This window comes from Streptomyces sp. LBL (genome assembly GCF_029893585.1).
GTDB lineage: Bacteria > Actinomycetota > Actinomycetes > Streptomycetales > Streptomycetaceae > Streptomyces.
The window spans coordinates 1-1,410 of the sequence record NZ_JARXYX010000091.1; the positions used below are offsets into that span (position 1 = coordinate 1).

The window sequence follows — 1,410 nt, forward strand, 5'->3', positions numbered from 1 at the left end:
TCTCGATCAGGACCGCGGTCTGCACAGTCATGTGCAGGGAGCCGGTGACACGCGCCCCCGCCAGGGGCTGCGCTGCGGCGTACTCCTTGCGGATCGCCATCAGACCCGGCATCTCATGCTCGGCGAGAGTGATCTCCTTGCGGCCGAACTCGGCCAGAGAGAGATCGGCGACCTTGAAGTCGGGGGGAGTCCGGCGGTCAGTGGGCGTGGGCACTGAGGCTCCTTGAGTTCTGGATGGTCCGGTGGATGTCGATGGCCGCGGTCGAGCGGTTCAGGGTGATGTAGTGCAGCCCCGGGGCGCCTTCGGCGAGCAGTCGGTCGCCCATCGCGACGGCGTGGTCCACTCCGATGCGGTACGCGGTGGCGGGGTCGTCCCGGGCGGCTTCGAGCCGATGGGCCAGGTTCTCGGGGAACGCGGCGTTGCTGAGCTCGGCGAACCGGCGGATCTGCCGTACGTCGGTGGCCGGCATGATCTCGGGAATGATCGGCGTGTGGCAGCCGGCCGCCGCGACCCGGTCCCGGAACCGAAGGTAGTCCTCGGGGCGGAAGAACATCTGCGTGATCGCGTAGTCGGCGCCGGCCCGGCACTTCGCCACGAAGTGTGCGAGGTCGCTGTCCGGGTCCGGTGAACGGGGGTGGCCCTCGGGAAAGGCGGCCACCCCGATCCTGAAGTCGCCGAGCGAGCGGACCAGTTCGACCAGCTGATACGCGTGGGTGAAGCCGCCCGGGTGCGACAGCCACCTCCCCCTCGGGTCGCCCGGCGGATCGCCCCGCAGCACGAGCACGTCCCGTATGCCCGCGTCCGCATAGGCTCCGATGATCTGCCGCAGCTCGGCCACCGTGTGGCCCACCGCGGTGAGATGGGCCACGGGACGCAAGGTCGTCTCCGCGGCGATGCGGTGGGTGATCGAGACGGTGCGGTCCCTGGACGTGCCTCCGGCTCCGTACGTGACGGAGACGAAGTCGGGTCGTAAGGCCTCGACCCGGCGTACGGCGTTCCACAGGGTTCGTTCCCCGTTCTCCGTCTTCGGGGGGAAGAACTCGAAGGAGAAGGTCGTCGTCATGTCCTGCCTCCGGCGTTGAAGTAACTCGCCTGCGGATGGTGGAGGACGATGGCGTCGGTGGACTGTTCGGGGTGGAGCTGGAACTCCTCGGAGAGGTGGACACCGATGCGTTCGGGCTCCAGTAGCCGGACGATCTTGGCGCGGTCCTCCAGGTCAGGGCACGCTGGGTAGCCCAGCGAGTACCGGCAGCCTTGGTACTCGGTGCGGAACACACCGTCGAGCCGGTCCGGGTCACTGCCCGAGATGCCCAGCTCGGAGCGGACCCGCGCGTGCCAGTACTCGGCGAGAGCCTCGGCCAACTGGACGGACAGGCCGTGCAGTTCGAGGTAGTCGCGGTAGGCGTTGG

At 68.7% G+C, this 1,410-nt stretch carries 3 protein-coding genes; all 3 read right to left on the minus strand.

Features of this window, described 5'->3' with window-relative positions; genetic code table 11:
* The coding region (locus M2271_RS42395; protein WP_280892810.1) for an adenosylhomocysteinase at nucleotides 1–214 on the minus strand (214 nt) is incomplete at its 3' end.
* Nucleotides 198–1,064, minus strand: coding sequence for a methylenetetrahydrofolate reductase [NAD(P)H] (metF, locus tag M2271_RS42400; protein WP_280892811.1), 867 nt, complete (start codon nucleotides 1,062–1,064; stop codon nucleotides 198–200). The genes M2271_RS42395 and metF, both read right to left, overlap by 17 nt.
* On the minus strand, nucleotides 1,061–1,410 hold a 350-nt coding region (locus M2271_RS42405), incomplete at its 5' end, for a vitamin B12 dependent-methionine synthase activation domain-containing protein (protein ID WP_280892812.1). The genes M2271_RS42405 and metF, both read right to left, overlap by 4 nt.

Coding starts and splice junctions, on each gene's coding strand:
- metF (WP_280892811.1), bottom strand. CDS start 1,064: ATGACGACGACCTTCTCCTTCGAGTTCTTCCCCCCGAAGACGGAGAAC.